The organism is Streptomyces sp. NPDC107498 (genome assembly GCF_055582805.1).
In genome coordinates this window covers 44,993-62,636 of the sequence record NZ_JBVJPE010000010.1, presented here as the reverse complement: position 1 = coordinate 62,636, position 17,644 = coordinate 44,993, and the positions used below count along the sequence as shown (strand labels likewise).

The window sequence follows — 17,644 nt, the reverse complement described above, 5'->3', positions numbered from 1 at the left end:
AAAGAGACTGACGAGACCCGGGGGTGGGCTCCGCATGAGCGGAACACGAGCGATCCAGGAGCACGACCGACGCGACGACGAACGGGAGGCCTCATCGCCGGGCGTCTTCTGGCGCTTCTGGGCCGCCGCCACCGTCAGCGGCGCGGGCACCGCCGTCACGGCCCTCGCTCTGCCGCTCGTCGCCCTCACCGTTCTCGACGCCACCGCCTTCCAGGTCGCCCTGCTCGCCGCCGCCGGGCAGGTCTCCTGGCTGCTGCTCAGCCTCCCGGCGGGCGTCGTCGCACAGCGCGTACCGCTGCGCCGCCTCCAGGTCGCGCTCGACCTCGTACGGTTCGCGGCGCTCGGATCGCTGCCGCTCGCCTGGTGGCTCGGCACCCTCACGTACCCGCACCTGCTGTTCGCGGCGCTCGTCACCGGCTCGGCGACCGTGCTGTTCGACATCGGCAACTCGACCTTCCTGCCCGCCGTCGTCCCGGCCCGGCAGCTGGCGGCCCGCAACAGCGTCATGTCGGGCACGCACGCCGTCACCGACACCGGCGGCCCCTCCCTCGGCGGCGTCCTGATCGGCGCGACGGGCCCGGTCGCCGCGCTCGTCGTGGACGCCGCCAGCTACCTGGCCTCCGCCGTGCTCCTGCGCACCCTCCCCGAGAGCCGCCCCGCGCCCCGCACCGGCGAGAGCCCGCTGCGGCTGATGCGCGAGGGCTTGCGGTACGTCACCGGGCACCCGGTCATGCGCCCCTGCACGGTCTGGGCGACCGCCGCCAACTTCCTCAACGCGGCCCTCGTCGCCCTCACCCCCCTCTACCTGGTCCGCGGGGCCGGCTTCGACTCCGTACAGCTCGGTCTCGTCCTGGCCATGGACGGGGTCGGCGCGCTCGCCGGCGCCGCCGTCGCGGTCCGGGTGACCACGCGCCTCGGCACCGCGCGGGGCGTCATCGTGGCCGATCTGGCCGGCGGCGCGCTGCTCCTGCTCGCCCCGCTGACCACGTCGGCGGGGGACGCGTACTGGTTCGCCCTGGGCAACGCCGGCTTCGCCTTCGGCTCCGTCATCGGCTCGATCACCACCCGCACCTACCGGCAGACGCAGTCGCCGCCGGAGCTGCTGTCCCGTGTGATGGCCACGGTCCGCTTCGTCTCCTGGGGCGCGCTGCCGCTCGGCGCGCTCACCGCCGGCCTGCTCGCCACCCACTTCGGCGCCCGTACCGCGCTCTGGACCGTCTGCGCCGCCGCCCTCCTGCCCCCGCTCTACCTCTTCTCCAGCAAGGTGGGCCGCCACCGCGACCTCGTCTGAGGTCCTGGCGCCACGGCACCGTCGGACGACCGTTCCGGCCCGCGCTCAGCGGTGCTCGGGGTTCTCGAAGTCGAAGCGGCAGCCGGCGTCCCACTCGGAGCGCTGGTTTCCGTGGGCGGGGATGCCGCCGGCCTCCTTGAGCATCCTCGCCAGGTGGAGCTGGTTCCAGGTCATGAAGGTGGTGTTGCGGTTGGTGAAGTCGTTGTCCGGACCGCCGGAGCCGGGGTCGAGGTACGACGGGCCCGGGCCGGCCTCGCCGACCCAGCCCGCGTCCGCCTGCGGCGGAATGACGTATCCGAGGTGCTGGAGGCTGTAGAGGACGTTCATCGCGCAGTGCTTGGCGCCGTCCTCGTTGCCGGTGACCAGGCAGCCGCCCACACGACCGTAGTAGGCGTACTGGCCGCGCTCGTTGAGGATCGACGAGCAGGCGTACAGCCGCTCGATCACCTTCTTCATGACCGAGGAGTTGTCTCCCAGCCACACGGGTCCAGCCAGGGTGAGGATGTCCGCGGCCATCACCTGCGAGTAGATGACGGGCCACTCGTCGGTCTCCCAGCCGTGCTCCGTCATGTCCGGCCACACGCCGGTCGCGATGTCGAGATCCACCGCCCGCAGCACGTCGACCTCGACGCCCTGGCGCTCCATGATCCCGGTGCTGATGTCGATCAGCCCCTGGGTGTGGCTCCGCTCCGGTGAACGCTTGAGCGTGCAGTTGATCACCAGGGCGCGGAGACCCCGGTAGGACGTGCCGATGTCGGTCATGGATGCGTTTCCCCTGCGGACGAGTGGGCGGGTCGGGCGGCGAAACGCGCCCGGCTGCCGACGTCGACGGGGCTCCGGGACGGGGCAGCCGAAAATCCCGTCCACTGTCCCGCCCCGTGGGACGGAACGACCCGACGCCATGCCGACGCCGACGAAGTCGGCTGTCCGATCACCCGCGTGGCCTCACGGTCATGACAGGTGTTCCCGACTCGGACCGGCCCGCGCACCGGACGGGCCCCGGGCCCGTCCGGTGCGACCGGACGCACGAGGAGCCGGGCGGGTGGCCTCAGGCGGCCGAGGAGGGCGGATCCTCCGCGTCGGGATCGGCCAGGGGGCGGGCCCGGACCTGCCGGGAGATCTCCTGATGGGCCCCGGTCGCGAGGATGCGCACCTCGTCCCGGTCACTGATCTCGGCCCGGATGATGCCGGTGGGGTCGGCGTAGACCGGATGCCCGCCGGACCCCGTGAAGGGCGTGCGCTCCACGACCACGACGTCCTCGTCCGCCCCCGTGCCGTCGGAGAACACCAGCTCGTATCTGAGTGGGCTCATCTGTCCGATTTTACGCCGATCGGGTGGGCCCACCCGCCGGGGCCACCGCGTCGACCAGGGCGGCCAGCGCCCTCCCGAGGGCCTCGGCGCCCGGGCCCGCCGGACCGCCCGGCTCGCTCATGTACCGGTCGCGGCGGATCTCGACCATCAGGGCGCTCACCCGCGGATCCCGGCCGTAGTGCTCCAGCGGCACGTACGTCCCCGCGAACGGGCTGTCCGTCCCGACGCCGCCGAACCCGCCGAACGCCTCCCGCGCCGCGTCGAGCAGCGCGGGCGGGGTGTGGAAGGGGTCCGTGCCGAGGCAGACCGGCGGGCGCGGGCCGTCGCCGTGCAGCTCGTACGGCAGCCGCTCGGTCGGGTACGAGTGGACGTCGACGATCACCGCCCGCCCCGTCACGGCCAGCCGCTCCGCCACGGCCTCCGTCATGGCCCGGGCGTACGGGACGAAGTACCGGTCGAGCAGCGGCCCCGGGTCGAACCCGGCCGGCCGCAGCGCCGTGCGACGGGTGGTCCGGGTGTAGACCGCGCCCATCCCGACGGACAGCATCTCCTCGCGTTCGTCCGGGAAGCGCTCCGGGTCGACGACGAGCCGCGAGAGCTCGTTGACGAACCGCCAGGGCGTCACTCCGGCCGCCGCCGCGGCCACGGCGGCCATCTCCGCCGTGTGGGAGTCCGTGATGTGGTCCATCTCGTGGTCCAGCTCCTCGTCGTCGAGCAGGATCCCGGCGCGCACCTCCGCGGGGACCTCACGGGAGGAGTGCGGCACGTGGAGGAGGACGGGGGAGTCCGCCGCCCCGGGGAGGAGGCGGAAGGAGGGGGGAGCGGAGGCGGACGGGACGGAGGCGGGCGTGGCGCGGGACGTGACGGAGGACGTGTCGGTCATGAGGAGATCCTGCCTCCGACCCCGCCCGCGCCGTGGCGAAACCGCTGGTTAGAGTGGTGCGAGGCCACGCCGCCGCACCAGGTCGGGCGTGAGACCGGGCCGACTGTCGACCACAGGGACCCGTACGACCGCCCCACCCCGTCCCCGTCCCGTCCGGCCACGGCCGCCTGCCCAGGAAACCTCGCACCCCATGAGCACCGACGTCGCTCCGCGTCCCGACACCGCCCCCGCCCCGACCTCCGCCGCCCCCGACGGCCGGGGGGCGCGCCTGCCGTGGATCGCCGGCCGCGCCCCGGCCCGGCCCGCGCCCGGCGCCGCCTTCCACAGCGTCAGCGCCGCGACGGCCGCCCTCCTCGGGCTCGTCGCCATCGGCGCCCTCATCCACGAGCCCGTCCTGATACCCCCGCTGGCCGCCAGCGCCGCGCTCGTCCACTGCGCCCCCGCGCTGCCCCTGGCACAGCCCCGCAGCGTGATCGTCGGCCACCTCCTCGGCGCCGCCGCCGGATACGCCGTGGCGGCCGTCGCCGCGCACGGCAGCGCCTGGGCCGCCGCCCTCGCCGCCGGAGTCACCCTGGCGCTGACCACGCTGGCCCGCACCCCGCATTCGCCGGCCTGCGCGACCGCCGTCGTCATCGTCCTCCAGGCCCCCGCGCCCGGCCGGTTCGTCCCCCTGCTCTTCGGCGCCACCGTCCTGCTCGTGCTGACCGCCTTCGCCGCCTCCCGCATCCGTCGCGCGGCACCGAGGTACCCCGCCTACTGGTGGTGAGCCCGGGGCCCGCGCCGCCGGGCGGGCCGGTCCCGCCCCGCGGACGTCCGAGCTCAGCGGTCGACCGCCACCGCCGCGTGGACGGTCTTGCCGTCCGGCCGCGTGTCCACCGACACCTCACGGCACAGCCGCAGCACGATCGGCCAGCCGAAGCCGCCGGGCCGCAGCCCCTCGCGGGGCTCGTGGCGCGGCGGCTCCCCGCTGGCGTCGGCCACGGAGACGGTCACCCGGTCGCCGCCGACGGCGATGCCGAACGAGGTGACCCCGCCCCCGTGGCGGTGGGCGTTCGTGACCAGTTCCGAGGTGACCAGCAGCAGGTCGTCGACCTGGGAGGTCGGCAGGGGGTCGAGGGCCCCGAGGGTGCGGCGGACCAGCCGCCGGGCCTGGGCCGGGGTGAGGAGGGGCGGCGGCCCGGTCCTCCAGGGGGCGGCCGGAGAAGCCCCGGCGTTCGTGCGGGGCCGGGTGTCGAGCCGGCTGTTCATCGCGAGTCCCTCTCTTCCCTGTGTGTCGAAGGGTGATGGCCACCGCCTGCCCGAATATGTCGAGCCGATTCCCTTTCGTCCCGTCCGGAGGCAGTTCATACGACCGGAGAGTGGGCCCGTGCGGAAGGGGTACGCGGACCGGGACCGCCGAACGGACGAGAAGCAGGAGGAGGGCGTCCCCGTGCGGACCGAGGTGGCCGAGGCGACGACGACGTACGAGACGGGCGGTACGAGGGGGGACCTTCCCGTTCTGGAGGCGCCCCACGAGGTGGCGCCCCGGGACGCGCGCGCCCTGTCACGGGTGTTCTTCCGCGAACTCGCGGAACGGGAGGAGGGGACGGCCGGCCACCAGTACGCCAGGAACACCCTGATCGAGATGAACATGACGCTCGTGCGCTACGCGGCGAGCCGTTTCCGCGCGCGGGTCGAGGAGAGGGAGGACATCGTCCAGGTCGGCATGATCGGCCTGATCAAGGCGATCGACCGCTTCGACCTGTCCCGCGAGGTGGAGTTCACCACCTTCGCCCTGCCCTGCATCGTGGGCGAGATCAAGCGGTTCTTCCGCGACACCACCTGGGCGGTCCACGTCCCGCGCCGGCTCCAGGAGGCGCGGGTGGAGCTGGCGAAGGCGACCGACGAGCTGAGCTCGCGGCTCGGCCGCGCACCCCGGGCCGCGGAACTGGCGCCCGTCATGGAGCTGTCCGAGGAACAGGTGATCGAGGCCCAGCTGGCCGCGAACGGCTACCGGACGACGTCCCTGGACGCGGCGATCGGCAGCGGTGACGACGAGAACGACGACGCGGCCCTGGCCGACCTCATCGGCGAGGAGGACCCGGCGCTCGGACTCGTCGAGGACCTCCACGCCCTCGCCCCGCTCGTGGGGGCCCTCGGCGAGCGCGACCGGCTGCTGCTGCACCTGCGCTTCGTCGAGGAGCTGACCCAGACGCAGATAGGCGAACGCCTCGGCGTGTCCCAGATGCACGTCTCGCGCCTCCTGGCCCGGAGCCTGGGCCGGCTGCGGAAGGGCATGACCGGGACGACGACCGGCCGCTGACCGGGAGGGCACGCCCCGCGCACCGGAGCGCGCTCCGGGCGGGACCCCGGCCGGTGGACTCACCGGACCGTGTCGAGGAACGGGCGCGCGTGCGTGGACGTGTGCGGGGACGCCTCCAGGAGTTCGCCGGCCGGGCCCGACTCCACGATCCGATCACGCCCCGGCCCGGTCCCCGAGGCCCACCGGGCAGCGGCCGATGAGCGGTCCGGGGACCAGTGCGCCGAACTCCGTCGGCACGAGCCGCGGTGCGCGTACGCCGAGCGCCCCGAGACGTTCGGGGCGCTCGGCGTCGGGTCCTCGCCGTCTTGCAAGCCGTACGGCGCCTCACCGGAGGGAGCGGCGGTCGAACGGCGAGGAGTCGCTCAGGCCGACCCCTCCGGGCGGGCCGCGACGAAGGAGGGGCGCCGGACCGGAGCGGCGAAGGGCGCCTCGGGCAGGTTCTCGACGCTGTTGAAGACGAGGAACACGTTGCTCCGGGGGTACGGCGTGATGTTGTCGCCCGAACCGTGCAGGGCGTTGCAGTCGAACCAGGTGGCCGATCCCGCCGGGCCCGTGAAGTGCCGGATGCCGCAGGCGTCGGCGAAGGTGGTGAGCGCCTCGTGGGAGGGCGTTCCGGCGTCCTGCATCTGCAGCGACCGCTTGTAGTTGTCCTTGGGCGTCTCGCCCGCGCAGCCGAGGAAGGTGCGGTGCGAGCCCGGCATGATCATCAGGCTGCCGTTGGTGGTGTGGTTCGGGGTGAGCGCGATCGAGACCGAGACGGTCCGCATCCGGGGCAGCCCGTCCTCGGCGTGCCAGGTCTCGAAGTCGGAGTGCCAGTAGAAGCCGCTGGCGCCGAAGCCGGGCTTGACGTTGACCCGCGACTGGTGGACGTACACGTCGGAGCCGAGGATCTGCCGGGCCCGGCCCACGATCCGGGGGTCCTCGGCCAGCCTGCGGAAGACCTCGCTGATCCGGTGCACCTCGAAGACGGAGCGGATCTCCTGGGAGCGGGGCTCGACGACGGCCCGCTCGTCCGCCCGGAGGGCGGGGTCGGCGACGAGCCGGTCGAGCTCGGCGCGGAGCTCGTCGACCTCGTCCGGGGTGACGAGCTCCTCCACCGTGAGGAAGCCGTCGCGGTCGTACTCCTCCAGTTCCCGGGTCCAGAAGGGGCCGGGAGTGCCGGGCTCGGACCACACCACGGGGTCCTTGCGGCCGATGAGCTCCTCCCGGGAGCCGCGGGTGGGGTAGAGGTCGACGGGACGGGCGGGTGCGGAGGTCATGGGGCGGGGTGCTTCCTTTCGCGCGAGGGGTCGTCGGAGGTGCGGGCCGGCCTCAGGCCTGGCCGTCGTGGTCGGGCTCCGGTTCGGTGAGGAGCGGGTAGACGCCGTTCTCGTCGTGGTCCTCGCGTCCGGTGACGGGCGGGTTGAAGACGCACAGGCAGCGGAAGTCCTGCTTGACCTTGAGGGTGTGGCGTTCGTGCCCGTCGAGGAGGTACATCGTTCCGGGCAGGATCGTGTACGTGCGTCCGGACTCGTGGTCGGTGAGCTCGGCCTCGCCGGCGGTGCAGACGACGGCCTCGACGTGGTGGGCGTACCACATGGAGGTCTCGGTGCCGGCGTACAGCACGGTCTCGTGGAGGGAGAAGCCGACCCGCTCGCGGGCCAGCACGATGCGCTTGCTCTCCCAGGTCCCGGACGCGGCCCGGACGTGCCGCTCGGTGTTCTCCAGCTCGTCGAAGGTACGGACGATCATGGGCGGTGGCCTTTCGGGTGGATCTGTCGGTGCGGTCTCAGGCGGAGTGGCGTACGGAGCGGGCCAGCATGCCGAGCCCCTCGTCGAGTTCGTCGTCCGTCGCGGTCAGCGGCGGCAGCAGCTTGACCACCTCGCCGCGCGGCCCCGAGGTCTCCAGGAGCAGACCGATCTCGAAGGCCCGCCGGCACACGGCCGCGGCGCGCTCCCCGTCGGCGAACTCCAGGCCCCACACGAGGCCGCGTCCGCGCACCGCCAGGCCGGAACGGCCGTCGTCGCCGCACAGGTCGAGCAGGGCGCGCTCGACCCGGTCGGCCCGGCCCAGGGTGCGTTCGCGCAGGGCGCCGTCGCGCCAGTAGGCGTCGAGGGCGGCCGTGGCGGTGACGAAGGCGGGGTTGTTGCCGCGGAAGGTGCCGTTGTGCTCGCCGGGCTCCCACAGGTCGAGCTCCGGCCGGAACAGGCAGAGGGACATGGGCAGCCCGTAGCCGCTGATGGACTTGGACAGGGTGACGATGTCGGGCGTGATGCCCGCCTCCTCGAAGGAGAAGAAGTCGCCGGTGCGTCCGCAACCCATCTGGATGTCGTCGACGATGAGGAGCATCTCGTGCCGGCGGCAGAGCTCGGCCAGCGCGCGCAGCCACTCGGCCCGTGCGACGTTGATGCCGCCCTCGCCCTGGACGGTCTCGACGATCACGGCCGCCGGGTGGTCGAGGCCGGAGCCGGAGTCGGCCAGGAGCCGCTCGAACCAGAGGAAGTCGGTGACCTGTCCGTCGAGGTAGTCGTCGAAGGGCATCCGGGCGGCGTGGTGCAGCGGGACGCCCGCTCCGGCGCGCTTGGCGGCGTTGCCGGTGACGGCCAGCGAGCCGAGCGACATGCCGTGGAAGGCGTTGGTGAAGGAGACGACCGTCTGGCGCCCCGTGGCCTTGCGGGCGAGTTTGAGGGCGGCCTCCACGGCGTTGGTGCCGGTGGGGCCGGGGAACATCACCTTGTAGGGCAGGGCGCGGGGTTCGAGGATCGTCTCGCGGAAGGTCTCGAGGAAGGCGCGTTTGGCGGTCGTCGACATGTCGAGGCCGTGGGTGATGCCGTCGTCGGCCAGGTAGTCGAGGAGGGCGCGCTTGAGCACCGGGTTGTTGTGGCCGTAGTTGAGCGAGCCCGCCCCGGCGAAGAAGTCGAGGTACGGGCGGCCGTCCTCGTCGTACAGCCGGCTCCCGCCGGCGCGTTCGAAGACGACGGGCCAGGCACGGCAGTAGCTGCGGACCTCCGATTCGACGGTTTCGAAGACGGAGGGGGCGGCGATGTCGGTCAGGGTCACGGAGTCTCTTCTCCAGGGTGTGGTGCGAAGGGGCGGTGCGGATTCGGCTCTGGACGCCGGGGCGGCTCGGGACGCCGGAGCGGCTCGGGGCGCCCGGAGCGGCTCAGGACGCCGGAGGTGCGAGGGGACCGATGCGGTACAGCACCTCGGCCTCGTGTTCCGCCACGGGGAAGGAGGCGGACGGGAAGAGGACCTCGCGTGTCAGGTCCGCCCCGTGCCGGCGGGCGTAGGACCGGAAGAGCCGGTCGGACGCCAGGTTTCCCGGTGTGACGGTCGCCTCCATCCGGTCGAGTCCGTGCTCGGCCGCCACTCGGGCGGACAGAGCGTCGAGCAGGGTCCCGGCTACCCCGCTTCCGCGGTACGAACCCTTCACGGCGACCTGCCAGACGAAGAGCGTCCCGGGGGCGTCGGGCCGCAGGTAGCCGGTGACGAAGCCGACCGGTCGTCCGGAGGCGTCACGGGCGACGGCGGTCGTGTCGGCGAAGTCGCGGCACCACAGCAGGTAGCTGTAGGGCGAGTTGAGGTCGAGTTCTCCCGAGCCGCGGGCGATCCGCCAGAGTTCGGCGCCGTCCGCGATCTCGGCGGGGCCGACGGAGAAGCCGCCGACCGTGGATGTCAAAGGGGCAGTGGTCATGGGCGCCGAAGCTACCGAGCGGGCCGCGGAACTTCCTGGGTCGAAGGTCTTGTTCGGGGCGGTGATGACGTGATAGATGCGCCGACCGCTTCCGGGGTGAGAATCCACTCCCGAGCGCATGGCAAATTCAATCAAAAACGGTCAAAGTCACCGTTTATAACGGATGGATAACGCCTTTTTCTTGTCGGAGTCAGTCTTTCAAAAACGTGAGATGATTCGCGATTTCGCGTTTGAAGGCGTCGGTAGCGGTCATGCGTACGGGTCGACATGGCGGGAGCCGGGCCGGACGCGTCGCGTCCGGCCCGGCTCCGTCACGTCCGTGGCGCTCGGGCTACCAGATCGCCTCGACCCACTCCGGGTGGTCGATGAACGGGTTCCGATTGTGCTGGTAGGTGGTGTAGATGACGTCGTTGCGACGCTCCTCGAAGGCGCTCGGCGGGTCCTGCTCGTTCCACTGCTTCAGGACCGAGAGACGGCCGTGGAAGGGGACGCTGCCGTTCGTGGAGGACTCGTTGGGCTCCAGGTTCGGCCAGCCGTCGTCGCCCTCGTAGCGTACGGCCATGTAGAGGATCATGCGGGCCACGTCGCCCTTGTCCGCGTCCCGCGGCTCGAAGGAGTCGCCGTCCGTGTAGCTGCCGGGTGCGCCGCCGACCGCGCTGCCGCCGTTGTCCCAGTCCTTGTTGCCACGGGTGCTGTTGACCTGTACGTCGCAGGCGCGCAGGTGGTGCAGGTCGGTGCCGGGGCCGGCCGAGGTGCCGAAGTTCCCGTGGGACTGGGCCCAGGTGTGCTCGCGGTTCCAGTCGCCCACGGAGCCCCCGTTGAGGGACTTGCTGCGCGAGGCGCCGCTGTAGAGCAGGATCACGTTGCTGGTGTTGTTCGGGTCCTGGTCGGTCGCCTTCAGGGCGTTCCAGACCGCGTCGTACGAGATCTTGCTCTGGCTGCTGACGATGGTGTGCAGCGAGGACTTGAGGCTCGTGCCGGTCTTGCCCATCGCGTTCTTGTAGTACGTGGTGTCGTACGCGGTGGTCGTGGCGCTCGCGGGAGTCGCGGTGACCGTGGGGAGCGTGATGCCGACGAGGGTGGCGGCGACGGCGGTCGCCCACACCTTCCATCTGCCGGTCCGCACAACGGACATGGGGGGCCCTTTCCCGGGGACGGCACGCGCGGGACGGCGGGCGTCGGCTCGACGACGCCTTTGTCTACGCGTGTTGACTTCGTGTCACCGGGAGGGTGGCACACGTCAGGTACCTGTCATGTAACGGGGAGGAGGCTGTTTCGTGACGTTCTCGCATAGAGTGCAACCCCCCGCGCCCCGGGAGGAGTCACGGGGACCTCAGGCGCCCCGGACGTCCACCGGCATCCCCTTCGGCTCCTTGATCCGCTTCATGATGATCTGCGAGTTGACCTCGGTGACCCCGGCCAGCGTCGTCAGCCGTTCGATCCACAGCCGCTCGTACGCCGCGAGGTCCGCCACCGCGATCCGCAGCAGACAGCCGGGGCTTCCGAACAGCCGGTACGCCTCGATCACGTCCGGCACGTCCTGGAGCGCCTCCTCGAAGGCCTCCACCGTCTCCCGGTCCCGCTTCACCTCCACCGAGACGAGGACCTCGAAGCCGCGCCCCACCGCCTCCGGGTCGATGATCGCCCGATAGCCCTGGATCACCCCGTCCTGCTCCAGCTGGCGGACCCGCCGCAGACAGGGGGAGGGGCTGAGCCCGACCCGCTGGGCCAGCTCCTGGTTGCTCAGTCGGCCGTCGTTCTGGAGCTCGCGCAAGATGTGGAGATCAATCCGGTCCATGGCGCAATTATCCACCACGATGAAACAGAACAGCGGCTCATTTCGCAATCGTCTTGCGCACCGCCTGACCTATCGTTGCGACCGCAGGAGACAGCTGGGTACGGAGTGAGGACGGCAGGCATGAAGCGGACGAACGACGGAGGAACGCGCAGGATCGTCGTCATCAGCACCGGCGGCACGATCGCCAGCCGCTGGCAGGGCACCGGCTACGCGGCCGACGCCTCCGGCGACGACGTCCTGGCCACCGCGCCCCTCCCCGAGGGCGTCACCGTCGAGGTCGTCGACCTGTTCAACGTGAACAGCTCCCGCATGACCTCGGCCCACCAGCTCGCCCTCCTGCGCACCGTCCACGAGACCTTCGCCGACCCCGGCGTCGACGGCATCGTCGTGACCCACGGCACCGACACCCTGGAGGAGACGGCCTTCCTCCTGGACCTCCACCACGCCGACTCCCGCCCGGTCGTCCTCACCGGCGCCCAGCGCCCCTTCGGCACCGGCGACGGCGACGGCCCCGGCAACCTCTACGACGCGCTCCAGGTCGCCTCCTCCGTCCGCGACCTCGGCGTCCTCGTCGTCTTCGACGGACGCGTCCACGCGGCGCGCGGCACCGTGAAGACCCGGACCCTCGCCGCCGACGCCTTCTCCGACCCCTCCGCCGAGCGCCTCGGCCGCGTCGGTTTCTCCCGCGTCGACATCGAGCGGCAGCCGGAGCGTCCCGCCCCGCTGCCCCTGCCGGCCGCCGCGCGGACCGCGGCACCCGGGGCCGCCGACGCCGCCCCGCTGCCCCGCGTCGACATCGTCACGCACCACTCCGACGGCGACCCGTTCCTCCTGAACGCGGCCGTCTCCGCCGGCGCCCGGGGCGTCGTGCTCGTCGCCACCGGCGCGGGCAACGCCACGCCCGAGATCGCCGCCGCCGTCGCCGACGCGGTGGCCCGGGGCGTCCTCGTCGCCGTGACCACCCGCGTCCCCGCGGGACCGCTGGCCGAGATATACACCGGCGGCGGCGCGGTCGACCTCGTCGCCGCCGGCGCCCTCCTCACCGGCACGCTCCGGGCGGGCCAGGCGCGGATCGCCCTCCTCGCCACGCTCCTCGCCGAGGGCGCCACCGGCGCGGGCGACCCCGCCCGCAGCACCGCCCTCCTGCGCCGCCTCCTCGAAGGACCCGTCCGCGCCGAGCCGGCCCTCGCCACCGGCGGATCCCGCTCGGCCTCGGCGGTCGCCGCCCGCGCGTAGGGCCCTTCCCGAGACCCGCCCCCAGGCCCGTCCTCCGGACCGGAGTCCGACGGGCGCACCCAGAGCCCCGGCTCGCGGACGGCGCACCCCCCCCGCCCGTCCGCGAGCCGGAATCAACCTCCTCCACCGGCGCACCGCGCCCGCCGGGTCCGCCCGGCGGCTCCGCCCTGCCCGGAAACGGTCACCGGGGCCGTACGCGCACGCGTGGAGAGCGGACGCGCCCTCCCGGCGCCGCGCACCCTCCGCACCCCGCACCCTCCCCTCCCCTCCCCAAGGACGGCCCCCCATGGTTCCCGCACCGGCCCCGCACGACGTCCCCGTCCGCCGCGAGCACGACCTGCTCGGCGACCGGGACGTCCCCGCCGACGCCTACTGGGGCGTCCACACGCTGCGCGCCACCGAGAACTTCGCCATCACCGGCACGCCCCTTTCGGTCTACCCGCTGCTGATCGACGCGCTCGCCGCCGTCAAGGAGGCCGCCGCCCGCGCCAACGAGGAGCTCGGCCTGCTGCCCTCCGACAAGGCCGACGCCATCGCCGGGGCCTGCCGGGAGATCCGTACGGGACGCCTGCACGACCAGTTCGTCGTGGACGTCGTCCAGGGCGGGGCGGGCACCTCCACCAACATGAACGCCAACGAGGTCGTCGCCAACCGGGCCCTGGAGCTCCTCGGCCACGCCAAGGGCGACTACGGCCGGCTCCACCCCAACGAGGACGTCAACCTCGGCCAGTCCACCAACGACGTCTACCCGACCGCGATCCGCATCGCGGCGATCGGTGCCGCCCGCGAGCTCCTGAAGGCCATGGCGGTCCTCCAGGACGCCTTCGCCGCCAAGGCCCTGGAGTTCCGCGAGGTCGTGAAGATGGGCCGCACCCAGCTCCAGGACGCGGTGCCCATGACGCTGGGCCAGGAGTTCTCCACGTACGCCGTGATGCTGGAGGAGGACCGCGGCCGGCTCGCCGAGGCGATCGAACTCATCCACGAGATCAACCTCGGCGCCACCGCCATCGGCACCGGCCTCAACGCCGCCCCCGGCTACGCCGAGACCGCCCGGCGCAACCTCGCCGGACTGACCGGCCTGCCGCTCGTGACCTCCGTCAACCTCATCGAGGCCACCCAGGACTGCGGCGCCTTCGTCCAGCTCTCCGGGGTCCTCAAGCGGATCGCGGTCAAGCTCTCCAAGACCTGCAACGACCTGCGACTGCTCTCCTCGGGCCCGCGCGCCGGCCTCGGCGAGATCAACCTGCCGCCGGTGCAGGCCGGTTCCAGCATCATGCCCGGCAAGGTCAACCCGGTGATCCCCGAGGTCGTCAACCAGGTCGCCTTCGAGGTGATCGGCAACGACATCACCATCACCATGGCGGCCGAGGCGGGGCAGCTCCAGCTCAACGCCTTCGAGCCGGTGATCTTCCACGCCCTCTCGAAGAGCCTGCTCTCGCTGCGCGCCGCCTGCCTCACCCTCGCCGACCGCTGCGTCACCGGCATCACCGCCAACACCGAGGCGCTCCGGGCGGCCGTGGAGAACTCCATCGGCCTCGCCACGGCGCTCAATCCGCACCTCGGTTACACCGCCGCCACGGCCATCGCCCAGGAGGCGCTCGCCACCGGCCGGGGCGTCATCGAGCTCACCGTGGAGAAGGGCCTGCTGCCCGCCCACCGCCTCGCCGAGCTGCTCACCCCCGAGCGCCTCACGGGCGCCCCGGGCCCGGTCGTCCTCTGACGCGCAAGGGGGCCTCTCCGGCCTGAAGTTACCCGTCAGTTTCTCGTGACTTCCTCGGCGGGCGGTCGTAGAACGTGTTCCCATTCACTCGCGAGTGAGGAAGATCACATGAGTGAACACCCCCTGTCCGCCCAGGGATATCCACGGGTCAGCCGCCGCCGCTTTCTCGCGGGAACAGGTTCTGTTCTCGGCGCCGCCGCCCTCGCCGGCACGATCACGACCCCCGCCCGCGCCGAAGTCCCCGGCCTGAACTGCACCCCCATCCCCGACGGCGCCCGGGTGCGCGCCCTCGTCGTCGGCACCGGCTACGGCGGCTCCGTCGCCGCCCTGCGGCTCGCCCGCGCCGGTGTCGACGTCCACATGATCGAGATGGGCATGGCCTGGGACGCCCCCGGGCCGGACGGCAAGATCTTCGCCAACACCACCAGGCCCGACTACCGCTCCTTCTGGCTGCGGACCCGCACCAAGCAGCCGCTGAGCCGGTTCCTCGGCTTCCCGCTCGACAAGGACGTGCCCGTGCACACCGGCATCCTCGACGCGGAGGACTTCGCCGGCATCACCGTCTACCAGGGGCGCGGCGTCGGCGGCGGCTCCCTCGTCAACGGCGGCATGGCCGTCACACCGCTCCGGGAGCGCTTCCCGGCGATCCTCCCGACCGTCGACCCGGCCGAGATGTACTCCACCTACTACCCGCGCGCCAACGCGGGCCTGGGCGTCACGTCGGTGGACGTGAACTGGTGGGAGAACGCGGACTGCTACCAGTACGCGCGCGTGGGCCGCAAGCACGCCGAGCGCTCCGGCTTCCCCTTCGTCTTCGTGCCCAACGTCTACGACTGGGACTACATGAAGCAGGAGGCCGCCGGGACCGTCCAGAAGTCCGCCCTGGAGGGCGAGGTCATCTACGGCAACAACGTCGGCAAGAAGAGCCTCCAGAAGACCTACCTCGCCCAGGCCGCCGCCACCGGCCGCGTGAACGTCTCCCCGCTCCACCGGGTGACCTCCGTCAGCCCGGCCGCCGCCGGCGGCTACACCGTCGTCATCGACCAGATCGACACCACCGGCGCCACCCTCGTCACCAAGACCGTCCGCGCCGACCGGGTCTTCTTCGCCGCCGGAAGCGTCGGCACCAGCAAGCTCCTCACCCGCCTCAGGGCGACCGGTGCACTGCCCTCCCTCAGCGAACACGTCGGCAAGGGCTGGGGCGACAACGGCAACGTCATGTGCGGCCGTGCCAACCACATGTGGGACCCCACCGGAAAGCTCCAGTCCTCCATGCCCACCGCGGGCATCGACAACTGGGACGCCGGCGGGGCCTTCGCCGAGGTCGCCCCGCTGCCCACCGGCATCGAGACCTACGCCTCGTTCTACCTGTCCATCACCCGCACCCCGCACCGCGCCGAGTTCACCTGGAACCCGTCCACCGGCAAGGTCGACCTGAGCTGGGACCGGGCCTGGAAGCAGACGTCCGTCGACATGGCCAGGTCCATCTTCGACAGGATCAACGGCAAGGAGGGGACGATCTACCGGACCGACCTCTTCGGCACCTACAAGATCTGGGGGGACCACCTCACCTACCACCCGCTCGGCGGCGCCGTCCTCGGCCGGGCGACCGACAACTACGGCCGGCTCCACGGCTACTCCGGCCTCTACGCCATCGACGGCTCGCTCATCCCCGGGAACACCAGCGTCAACCCCTTCGTCACCATCACCGCGCTCGCCGAACGCAACATCGAGCGCATCATCGCCGAGGATTTCTGAGGCGCGACGAGGAAGGGCCGGCCGGGAGACCGGCCGGCCCTTCCGCACGACCCCTCAGTGCGTCGGCAGCACGCACACCGTGTCGAGTCCGAGCACCCGGTTGAGCCGTCCGAACGCCAGCCACGACCCCAGGCTCATCGTCAGCTCCACGATCTCCGCCTGGCCGTACCGCGCCGTCATCCGCGCCCAGAACTCCTCGTCGAGGCCGTGGTGGTCGAGCGCGTACCGCTCCGCGTACTCGGCGGCCAGCCGCGTCCGCTCGTCGAAGAGCTCCGAGACCTCCGTCTCCCGCCATGCCGCGACGAGCGCGTCGAACCCCTCCTCGACCTTCACCCCGTCCCGCTCGGTGCGCCAGTCCAGACAGAATCCGCAGCCGTTGATCTGCGCGATCCGCAGCCGCGCCGCCTCGAACTCGCGCAGTCCCAGGGTCGTATGGGCGTACACGGACAGCGAGAAGTTCGCCGCCGCCGTCCCGATCTCCGGGACCATGTCGCCCCACACGTACCCGATCGGCTCCTGGCCCTCGGGAATGTCGATGATCACCGCGGTCTCCTTCCCAGCTTCCCGACCGCCGGCCGCAGCGGCACGTCCAGCGCGTCGTACAGTCCCGGCTCCGCCGCCACCAGCCAGTCGATCGCCCCGACGAGCCGTCCCACCGCCGTGGCGTTCCCGCCCGCCGAACGGTTCTCGCCCTCGTCGGTCGCCGCCACCGTCACCTCGATCCGGGGGCTCCCCTCGACGATCACCCGGTGCGCCCCGGCGCCGTCCGGGGGCACCGGCCAGTCCGGCGCGCACGAGGGGTGGATGCGGGTGACGTGCTCGATCACGATGCGGGGCTCCCCGCCGACGATCCCCTGCACCTCGAAGCGGACCGCGCCCTGCGTTCCCGCCTCGAACACGCCCATCGTCCGCGTCCGCACCGTGGACTCCAGCGGGCGCCGCTCCAGCGTCTCGCGGATCTCCTCGATCTCGGCCCCGAGCGCGCGGGCCATCAGCCGCACCTGGCCGCCCCAGATCATGGTGGGCACCGAGGGCCACAGCATGGGCGGCTCGTACTCCATCGGCCGGCCCATCCCCACCAGCTCCCGGACCGAATCCTCCTGCTCGTACGTCGAGTAGTCGAAGATCTCCTGGCAGCGGATCACGTCCACCGTGGCGGCGAGGCCGCTCACCAGGAGCGGCAGCACGTCGTTGCCCCAGCCCGGGTCGACGCCCGACACGAAGAGCGAACCACCGCCCTCGGTGACCGCCGCGAGCACCGGGTCCCGGAACTCGGGCGGTGCGTTGCGCTGGTCGTACAGCGGGTACAGGGCGGGCGTCACCACCGCCGCGCCCGCCGCCACCGCCCGGGCCACGTCGGCGAGCGCCCCGTCGGGCCGGGTGTCGCCGGAGGCCGCGTACACCACCGCCGCCGGCCGCCCGCCGAGCACCGCGCCGACGTCGTCGTCGGCGACCACCCCGAGATCGCGCCCGAGCCCCGCGAGCCGGCCCGCGTCACGGCCCACCTTGGCCGGGTCGGACACGAGCACGGCCGCGAGTTCGAGGCCCGGATGGGCGTCCACGGCGCGAATGGCCGCGCGCCCCACGTTCCCGGTACCCCACACCACCGTCCGAATCATGCGCGGAGGGTAGCGCCGGGCCCCGAAGGTTCCCAGACCCGCGACACAATC

General features: G+C 72.4%; 18 protein-coding genes. 6 read left to right on the top strand and 12 right to left on the bottom strand.

Translation table 11 applies throughout. The features are described from left to right. The first annotated feature begins 34 nt into the window (after positions 1–34). Positions 35–1,291: an MFS transporter gene (locus ACZ66Z_RS19160; RefSeq protein WP_469935386.1), complete on the top strand. Its 1,257-nt coding sequence runs from the start codon at positions 35–37 to the stop codon at positions 1,289–1,291. Positions 1,292–1,336: 45 nt separating this feature from the next. Here ACZ66Z_RS19160 and ACZ66Z_RS19155 read toward each other — a convergent pair whose 3' ends face one another. From ACZ66Z_RS19155 to ACZ66Z_RS19145, 3 genes are all read right to left on the bottom strand, one after another. Further along, positions 1,337–2,053: a flavodoxin family protein gene (locus ACZ66Z_RS19155; RefSeq protein WP_469935384.1), complete on the bottom strand. Its 717-nt coding sequence runs from the start codon at positions 2,051–2,053 to the stop codon at positions 1,337–1,339. A 286-nt stretch (positions 2,054–2,339) separates the two neighbouring features. After that, positions 2,340–2,603 (bottom strand): DUF6296 family protein, encoded by a 264-nt coding sequence (locus tag ACZ66Z_RS19150; RefSeq protein WP_469935382.1) that lies wholly within the window; start codon positions 2,601–2,603, stop codon positions 2,340–2,342. A gap of 10 nt (positions 2,604–2,613) precedes the next feature. Then, positions 2,614–3,486 (bottom strand): N-formylglutamate amidohydrolase, encoded by an 873-nt coding sequence (locus ACZ66Z_RS19145; protein WP_469935380.1) that lies wholly within the window; start codon positions 3,484–3,486, stop codon positions 2,614–2,616. A 190-nt stretch (positions 3,487–3,676) separates the two neighbouring features. Between ACZ66Z_RS19145 and ACZ66Z_RS19140 the strand changes: the two genes are divergently transcribed. Further along, positions 3,677–4,252, top strand: a complete 576-nt coding sequence (locus ACZ66Z_RS19140; RefSeq protein WP_469935378.1) for an HPP family protein — start codon at positions 3,677–3,679, stop codon at positions 4,250–4,252. A gap of 53 nt (positions 4,253–4,305) precedes the next feature. On the opposite strand, the gene ACZ66Z_RS19135 is transcribed toward ACZ66Z_RS19140, so the two are convergent. Next, the gene (locus ACZ66Z_RS19135) at positions 4,306–4,734 is read right to left on the bottom strand and encodes an ATP-binding protein (RefSeq protein ID WP_469935376.1); all 429 of its coding nucleotides are present in this window, start codon (positions 4,732–4,734) and stop codon (positions 4,306–4,308) included. Between the two features lie 181 nt (positions 4,735–4,915). Between ACZ66Z_RS19135 and ACZ66Z_RS19130 the strand changes: the two genes are divergently transcribed. Then, positions 4,916–5,788 carry an RNA polymerase sigma factor SigF gene (locus ACZ66Z_RS19130; protein ID WP_469935734.1) on the top strand — a complete coding sequence of 291 codons (873 nt, stop codon included), beginning with the start codon at positions 4,916–4,918 and terminating at the stop codon, positions 5,786–5,788. Between the two features lie 362 nt (positions 5,789–6,150). Here the strand turns inward: ACZ66Z_RS19130 and thpD are convergent, their stop codons facing one another. The 6 genes from thpD to ACZ66Z_RS19100 form a co-directional block, all read right to left on the bottom strand. Continuing rightward, complete coding sequence (gene thpD, locus ACZ66Z_RS19125; RefSeq protein WP_469935374.1) at positions 6,151–7,047, bottom strand: ectoine hydroxylase; 897 nt, start codon at positions 7,045–7,047, stop codon at positions 6,151–6,153. A gap of 52 nt (positions 7,048–7,099) precedes the next feature. Beyond that, entirely contained in the window at positions 7,100–7,519 is a 420-nt protein-coding gene (locus ACZ66Z_RS19120) for an ectoine synthase (RefSeq protein WP_469935372.1), read from the bottom strand. A gap of 37 nt (positions 7,520–7,556) precedes the next feature. Beyond that, on the bottom strand, positions 7,557–8,822 hold the full coding sequence (gene ectB / locus ACZ66Z_RS19115; RefSeq protein ID WP_469935732.1) for a diaminobutyrate--2-oxoglutarate transaminase: 1,266 nt from the start codon (positions 8,820–8,822) through the stop codon (positions 7,557–7,559). Between the two features lie 109 nt (positions 8,823–8,931). After that, positions 8,932–9,462, bottom strand: coding sequence for a diaminobutyrate acetyltransferase (gene ectA, locus ACZ66Z_RS19110; RefSeq protein ID WP_469935370.1), 531 nt, complete (start codon positions 9,460–9,462; stop codon positions 8,932–8,934). 331 nt (positions 9,463–9,793) lie between these two features. Further along, the gene (locus ACZ66Z_RS19105; RefSeq protein ID WP_469935368.1) at positions 9,794–10,597 is read right to left on the bottom strand and encodes an endonuclease I family protein; all 804 of its coding nucleotides are present in this window, start codon (positions 10,595–10,597) and stop codon (positions 9,794–9,796) included. Between the two features lie 198 nt (positions 10,598–10,795). Beyond that, positions 10,796–11,260 (bottom strand): Lrp/AsnC family transcriptional regulator, encoded by a 465-nt coding sequence (locus ACZ66Z_RS19100; protein ID WP_030689075.1) that lies wholly within the window; start codon positions 11,258–11,260, stop codon positions 10,796–10,798. Between the two features lie 120 nt (positions 11,261–11,380). Here ACZ66Z_RS19100 and ACZ66Z_RS19095 point away from each other — a divergent pair, with 120 nt between their 5' ends. The 3 genes from ACZ66Z_RS19095 (at position 11,381) to ACZ66Z_RS19085 (ending at position 15,974) form a co-directional block, all read left to right on the top strand. Beyond that, positions 11,381–12,496, top strand: coding sequence for an asparaginase (locus ACZ66Z_RS19095; protein ID WP_469935366.1), 1,116 nt, complete (start codon positions 11,381–11,383; stop codon positions 12,494–12,496). Between the two features lie 286 nt (positions 12,497–12,782). Further along, the gene (locus ACZ66Z_RS19090) at positions 12,783–14,216 is read left to right on the top strand and encodes an aspartate ammonia-lyase (RefSeq protein WP_469935364.1); all 1,434 of its coding nucleotides are present in this window, start codon (positions 12,783–12,785) and stop codon (positions 14,214–14,216) included. A gap of 108 nt (positions 14,217–14,324) precedes the next feature. Further along, a complete protein-coding gene (locus ACZ66Z_RS19085; RefSeq protein ID WP_469935362.1) occupies positions 14,325–15,974 on the top strand; it encodes a GMC oxidoreductase in 1,650 nt (549 codons plus the stop codon). A 54-nt stretch (positions 15,975–16,028) separates the two neighbouring features. On the opposite strand, the gene ACZ66Z_RS19080 is transcribed toward ACZ66Z_RS19085, so the two are convergent. Next, entirely contained in the window at positions 16,029–16,517 is a 489-nt protein-coding gene (locus tag ACZ66Z_RS19080; protein ID WP_469935360.1) for a carboxymuconolactone decarboxylase family protein, read from the bottom strand. Beyond that, positions 16,514–17,593, bottom strand: coding sequence for an NAD(P)H-dependent amine dehydrogenase family protein (locus tag ACZ66Z_RS19075; RefSeq protein WP_469935358.1), 1,080 nt, complete (start codon positions 17,591–17,593; stop codon positions 16,514–16,516). Before ACZ66Z_RS19075 ends, ACZ66Z_RS19080 begins: the two co-directional genes overlap by 4 nt. Positions 17,594–17,644 lie beyond the last annotated feature (51 nt).